This is a genomic window from Mesorhizobium sp. M0029, from assembly GCF_040323735.1.
In the GTDB taxonomy this organism is placed as follows: Bacteria; Pseudomonadota; Alphaproteobacteria; order Rhizobiales; family Rhizobiaceae; genus Mesorhizobium.
Genome location: NZ_JAMYVF010000052.1, coordinates 1 through 6,710, shown reverse-complemented (window position 1 = coordinate 6,710; position 6,710 = coordinate 1). Strand labels below are relative to the sequence as shown.

The following is a 6,710-nucleotide window of genomic DNA, read 5'->3' as shown; positions in this document are numbered from 1 at the left end:
TGTGAGTTCGTGAACTGGAGTCTGTCATAGCTCCCTCTCCCTATTGGGGCGGAAGCATGTTGATCGCTCACAGCCGACGGACGCCCTTAGAGTTGCCGTCGATGGCACACTGTATGCCTGCCGACCGCGGTTGTCCCATTTTTTAATCAATTACGTTAATCGGCCCGAGCCAAGCTTTGGCGCACCCGCTCTAACGCGGCATTCAGATGCTCCAGAAATTCGTCATCGCTTTTGGTCGCCAAGCCGACTTGTCGAGCGCGAGTTACAATGCGCTCCTGGAGTGAAACCGCTGTCTCATAGTGGTCCACGATCATCTGAAATGAAGCGCTCATTGGGGCGGATTCAAAGAGCTGTGCCATTCTGACAATGTAGTTCCAAGATGATGAGAGTCCATGCGGCCGCCGCTTGGGTAACAATCGTACAATATACCTAAGACTGGCCGCGCTCTTTGGTTATCCTCCCAGAAATCCGTAGCCTCGCGAGGCGCAGCTTCTCTTCGCCCTCCGACCTCGTGACCGGCGGACCAGTCCCGGCTTCAGCCATTCGGCCTTGTTCTTCTTATGCTCCTTCGGGACCGGGCCGCCGACCTCGCCCTGCACACGATTCCACAGCGTTTGCCTCTTGTAGGCCTTGAAGGCTACTATCGGCCGCCCTTGTAGGGCCGCTTTCAGCCATGATCACCTCGGGGCGCTGAACGAAGCGCGTGCTTGTCGACTCTGTCGGTCGTCGCAGACGCTTACGGAGGCCTCACCGCAGAGGGCGATGCGAACTCCGGCTCGACGACGGCTGTCAAATCAGACTGCTGTGGATGCACTACCAGCGATCGGTACTAGGATTCTCGACCTCGGTAATAAGCTGGTCTGTACGGCTAGCGACCTTCCTGCCTAGCAATATCAAAAGTCAAACCCCGCCGAAGATGCATATGCCTGGCAGCACGCGTCGGTCTTTGGCCACGCATCTGCCAAACCGAAATCAAGTAGCCCGCCATCGTGCGCCCTCAACGCGATCTTGATCATTGCAGTGGGGCAATAACTTATCTCTTTGGAGCTTGGTGGTGATATATAGGCGCCCAAGCCAGCGCTAATATTGCATGGAGCTAAAACGCCCGCTAAGATTTCTTGGGTGTTAGCTGGCGGGTGTTTGATGCGGTTTCATCGTCTAGGCGCGGTCGCTCTGGGTCTGGCGTCCTTCATCAGCAGCGCTCATGGCCAAGAATCCTGCGACCCTAACTACACAGGCGCCTGTGTTCCAATCGCCAGCGATGTCGACTGTTCCTCCGGAAAGGGCAATGGTCCCGCATACGTACACGGGCCGGTCTCTGTCGTAGGCACCGATATCTATGATCTTGACCGAGACGGCGACGGAATAGGTTGCGAAAACGGCTAGAGGAGGCAAGTCGCCCTCCAACTTCATGACGGCACCAGCCCATCCATGGTGCCGGCATGGTCCCACTGATGCTCTCTCCTTGTGAACGGCATCCAATCTTTTCGGCGGGCTTGAACAGCGGCCACCTTTGGCGGCTATCGAGGGGCTGATGATAGATTCCATTCCAGCTCTTTCTAATGTGTCGTCCGAACAGTGAACGAAAGTAGAACAGATAATTCAAGCGCGAATTGACTGTGAGAGGGATGAGCTGCAATTTGGGTCAGGCCTGACGCTGGTGGAAGACGAAATTGCGGTGGCGACTGGAAGCTCAGCGATGCCCCAAATGAAACTGGGCAGCTGGTGCTGTCCGCTGCGGCGCTATGATGTCAGACGATGATATCGGCCGAATGACCTGGGGAATCTTCGGGGACGTCGAGGCCGACGTGGTCGGAAGCAAACTGAGTTGCAGGCGGTGCGGCAGGACGAGTATATGCAAGCTGAGACGCCTGTCGCAGTCTCCGCGTTCCAGGCCGACGTTCTCCGCATTCCGAGGCCTGGTGAGCGATACGGGTGCGCCTGAGTGTCAATGGCGCATCTATCAACGGCCTGGTACGCGATTCACCGCCGTGCGAGCTGATCGAAACGGGCTTGGTCGATTGCATCGTAATAGCGCCGCCCACCAGGAAACATTTTTCTATCGTTTGCGGTTGGGGCCGCATGACGCGATTGTCGGACGCAACAAGCCAGCTTGGCAATGGGCAGTAGGCTGTCCACACTGTACTCCCTAGTGTCCAATACATACCTAACCAGACCGCCATGCCGTCACCTCCAGATTTCACCGACGATTTTCGCTCCGGGCTGATCACGCTGCTGCGCTGGCGCAGGGATGTGCGGCGCTTCGAGCCGACGGCTCTGCCGGAGGGTACGCTGGAACGCCTGCTCGAGCTCGCCAGCACTGCGCCCTCCGTTGGCCTCAGCCAGCCCTGGCGCTTCGTAGTCGTCGACAGCCTCAAGCGGCGCACTGCCGTGAGAGACTGCTTCGAGCGCTGCAATGCCGAGGCGCTCACGCGCTTTTCGGGAGAGCGCGCCGCACTCTATGCCCGGCTGAAGCTTGCCGGGCTCGACGAGGCGCCCTGTCAGTTCGCGGTCTTCGCCGACCGCACGACCCGGCAAGGCCATGGGCTCGGTCGCATGACCATGGCGGCGACCATCGACTATTCGGCCGTCATGGCAGTGCACACACTGTGGGTGGCGGCGCGGGCGGAGGGCATCGGCATGGGCTGGGTGTCGATCCTCGATGCGACCGAGATGGCCGAAATTCTCGACACGCCGCCCGAATGGACGCTGATCGGCTATTTCTGCCTCGGCTATGCCAGCGAGGAGCACGACATACCGACCTTGGAACGCGAATGCTGGGAACATCGGCGGCCGCCGGTGGTGATCAGGCGGTAGTGGGGCTGCCCATCATTCGCCTCTTCCTTGGCGATGAGCTTGACGCAGATCGGGTCGCCCTTCGCCACATTGCCATTCCGACCGAAGCCGAGGTTCGTGTTCTTGCAAAGGCCAGGAAAGAGCAGCATGACAAGCGCGACCGCAGCGAAGATGGCGCTTGCGACAACCGGGCTGAAGCCGGGCATGGAGGTGGTCGACCTCTGTTGCGGGGCGGCTGTGCCGATCGCCACGATCGCCCGCCATGTCGTCGCACTACGCCGACCAACTGGAGGCCGCGCAGCGCCGGCTGACCGGCGCCGGCGCGACCAATTGCGAATTCGTCGCCGGCTACGCGCTACGAACTCGCTACTCTGGTGTCACGCCCCGTCGAGTCTTCACGGCCAACGCCTCGACGGCGTCCCGGACCGACCGCGGCTGGCACGTGCCGTGCGCGAGGCGCTCGCCCCCGGCGGACATTTGTTATCGTCAACTGACACCGGCAGCCGCGCGAGAAGACGACGGTCCTGAAGCGAACTCAGGCTGTCGCCAAGACAGACCATCGCCGATGCCCAAGTCGGCGGCACCATGCTCCTAGATGCCGACTGCCTGACAAGGGGTCGCAGGCCCGTCGTCCGTCCACTGTCCAAGGCCTCCTGGCCTTTCCGAGGCCGTGATCCTGCCGCGGGTGTGAGTTTGCGATCCTCATAAGAGCGTCAGGCGCGAATAGAAGTTTGGGTCGTGGCTCCACAGCGGCCGACCTATCCATCGGGTGGATGGTAGTTATCACAACAATCAATTTTACCAATATTATGGAATTCCACTACAAGGCCGCCACTTAAAGCGGCCGGACGGGTATCCGTCTCGCGTGGGCTGGTGCTGCCCGCAAAGATGCGGAGACGAACATGTGCGGGATTGTTGGCATCGTTGGGCAACAGCCGGTGTCGGATCGGTTGATCGGCGCGTTGAAGGGTTTGGAATATCGCGGCTATGATTCCGCCGGCGTTGCGACGATCATCGAGGGTGCCTTGCACCGCCGGCGCGCCGAGGGCAAGCTCGTCAATCTCGAGACGCGACTGAAGGAAGAGCCGCTGAGCGGCAACGTCGGCATCGGCCACACGCGTTGGGCAACCCACGGGGCCTCGACCGAACGCAATGCGCACCCGCACTTTAGCGACGGTGTCGCCGTAGTCCATAACGGCATCATCGAGAATTTCACCGAGCTGAAGGACGAATTGGCGGCGGATGGCGCCGAGTTCCAGACCGACACCGACACCGAGGTCGTTGGGCATCTCTTGGCAAGATACCGCCGAGAGGGCATGAGGCCGCAAGAGGCCACGCGTGCCATGCTGAAACGCGTCAAGGGCGCTTATGCGCTTGCCATCCTCTTCGAAGATGAACCGTCGACCATCACGGCGGCGCGCAACGGACCACCGCTCGCGATCGGCCACGGCGACGGCGAGATGTTCCTGGGCTCCGACGCGATCGCCCTTGCTCCCTTCACCAATGAAATTACCTATCTCATCGACGGCGACTGGGCCGTTGTCGGCAATTCGGGCGCCCATATCTTCGATGTCGACGGCCGTCCCGTCGAGCGTCCGCGCCATATCTCCACGGCCGCGGCCGATCTCGCCAACAAGGGCAACCATCGCCACTTCATGGAGAAGGAGATTTACGAGCAGCCCGAGGTCATAGCCCATGCTCTCCATCATTACATTAACATCATAGACAGTCGCGACATGGTTCCTGGCATTGATTTCGCCAAGGTCCCGAGCTTGGCGATCTCTGCCTGCGGGACCGCCTATTTCGCCGGACTGATCGGAAAATACTGGTTCGAGCGCTATGCGCGCCTGACGGTTGAAATCGACGTTGCGTCCGAATTCCGTTACCGCGAGATCCCGTTGCCGCCGCAGTCGGCGGCTCTTTTCATCTCGCAGTCCGGCGAAACCGCCGATACGCTTGCGTCATTGAGGTACTGCAAGGAGCGTGGGCTGAAAATTGGCGCTATCGTCAATGCCTGCGAATCGACCATCGCTCGGGAGGCCGATACGGTTTTCCCGATCCTTGCCGGACCGGAGATCGGCGTCGCCTCTACCAAGGCTTTTACCTGCCAGCTTGCCGTTCTAGCAGCACTCGCCATCGGCGCGGCCAGAGCCCGCGGGACCGTCCCCGAAGACGAGCTGCAGGCGCTCGTCAGGAGCCTCGCCGAATTGCCGCGCGTGATGGGCCACGTACTCGAGTGCATCCAGCCGGAAATCGAGTTCTTGTCGCGCGAACTGTCAAAGTGTCGTGACGTCCTGTATCTCGGCCGTGGCACCAGCTTCCCGCTAGCGATGGAAGGTGCGCTGAAGCTCAAGGAGATTTCCTACATCCATGCCGAGGGCTATGCAGCGGGTGAATTGAAGCACGGGCCGATCGCCTTGATAGACGAGAACATGCCAGTGATCGTCATCGCGCCCCATGACCGTCTTTTCGACAAGACCGTTTCCAACATGCAGGAAGTGGCTGCCCGTGGAGGGCGGATTATCCTCATCACCGATGAAAAAGGGGCAGCCGTATCGAAACTCGAAACCATGCACACGCTCGTGCTGCCGGTTGTCGACGAGATTATCGCGCCAATGATCTTCTCGCTCCCGATACAGCTTCTAGCCTACCACACGGCGCTCTTCATGGGGACGGATGTAGACCAGCCGCGCAATCTCGCAAAATCGGTCACGGTCGAATGATTGTGAACCTGTACAGGTGGCGATGCGCCTCCAGGAAAGCGGTACCCCTTGTCTGGATCCGAAGCCCGGATGAAACCAGATGACCATTGTTTGCTGCAATTGTGAAACTCGGTAGCGGTTACGAGCGGGTCCTTCGCTGCCTCGCCGGTGGAGATTGCCGAAGGAAGCAGTGTCCGTGCCGAAAGTTCGAGTTGCTGTTCAAGAAAGCCATCGGCGAGAATGGTCCACGAAGGATCGCAGGTCGCATGCGCTACGCCGACCAGGCTCTCAGCACGGGCAGTCTTGATACTTGATCAGAAGCAGGTGAGCCGCCATATTCCGGCCCGGCCAATTCAGCGGCCCATCCCATGCATGAGGCCGGTTCGGCCGAATGGACGACCATTTTTTTTATTTGCTAGGTGTGCGCCTCGGGAGGAATCTCTGAGGGAGCTCCCAGTTCTTGGAGATGTTTATGAAGGATTCGCGCATTCCCGAACCAGTCTTGACGGCTATGTCCCAGGGAACCCACATCGTCCGCGCTTATCGCGAGCACCTTGGATATTCGATCGACGACCTGGCCGTCGCGTGCGGGCTGGCCGCTGAGGAAATCCAAAACATCGAGCGAGGTCTGAGGTACAGCAAGGGCTATCGGGATCGGATAGCGAAATCGCTTTCCATACCTGTGGGAATTCTTGAGTCGGAGTTGGACATTTCGGACGCCGCCTGATCAGTCGGATGATCTGCAATGGGTGGACTAGCTGTTGTGATGTGAAGCTTGCGGCTGATGTCGACGCTTGAGTCGATTTGATGCGAATGCCTTCTGGCGCAGCTCGCCGAACAACAAGCGATATAGCCGCCCGGAGTGCTACGAAACGTGCACGACGGCATCGGCTCGCGACGAAGGATTGTAACGGCGAACTCTTCCTAGTTCGGCAAGGCGATGCTGGCTTGAGCATCAACTCGGCCTACGAGAGGGGCTACTCCTAGGCTGAATCGTCCAACATGGCGAGTCGCGCCGCTCTGAAAGTACCATGGCGGGCATCCTGACGTTTCCGGGTTGACTATGGGCGTTCGAACCACGAAAAGGGGCCGCTCTTCGTGAGTGGCGTGGGGGGGGCGGGGGGGGGGCGCCGCCCCCCCCCCCGCCGGGCGCCCGCGGGCGCGTGGTCAGGCGTGAGGAGGGGCAGGAGGCGGGGCGCGGCGGCGAGCGGG

The 6,710-nt window shown here is 60.1% G+C and carries 3 protein-coding genes; all 3 read left to right on the top strand.

Annotated elements, in window-relative coordinates; translation table 11 throughout:
* Nucleotides 1-2,181 precede the first annotated feature (2,181 nt).
* The 3 genes from bluB to NKJ76_RS32085 all read left to right on the top strand — a co-directional run bounded on the left by bluB (nucleotide 2,182) and on the right by NKJ76_RS32085 (nucleotide 6,225).
* Nucleotides 2,182-2,817, top strand: a complete 636-nt coding sequence (gene bluB / locus NKJ76_RS32095; RefSeq protein ID WP_023690605.1) for a 5,6-dimethylbenzimidazole synthase — start codon at nucleotides 2,182-2,184, stop codon at nucleotides 2,815-2,817.
* Between the two features lie 881 nt (nucleotides 2,818-3,698).
* A complete protein-coding gene (gene glmS / locus NKJ76_RS32090) occupies nucleotides 3,699-5,519 on the top strand; it encodes a glutamine--fructose-6-phosphate transaminase (isomerizing) (protein ID WP_023708077.1) in 1,821 nt (606 codons plus the stop codon).
* Nucleotides 5,520-5,970: 451 nt separating this feature from the next.
* Nucleotides 5,971-6,225, top strand: a complete 255-nt coding sequence (locus NKJ76_RS32085; RefSeq protein WP_031197535.1) for a helix-turn-helix domain-containing protein — start codon at nucleotides 5,971-5,973, stop codon at nucleotides 6,223-6,225.
* Nucleotides 6,226-6,710 lie beyond the last annotated feature (485 nt).

What these genes read in the sequence shown, in the direction of transcription:
- NKJ76_RS32085 (WP_031197535.1), top strand. Translation starts at nt 5,971, where the DNA reads ATGAAGGATTCGCGCATTCCCGAACCAGTCTTGACGGCTATGTCCCAG.
- bluB (WP_023690605.1), top strand. Translation starts at nt 2,182, where the DNA reads ATGCCGTCACCTCCAGATTTCACCGACGATTTTCGCTCCGGGCTGATC.
- glmS (WP_023708077.1), top strand. Translation starts at nt 3,699, where the DNA reads ATGTGCGGGATTGTTGGCATCGTTGGGCAACAGCCGGTGTCGGATCGG.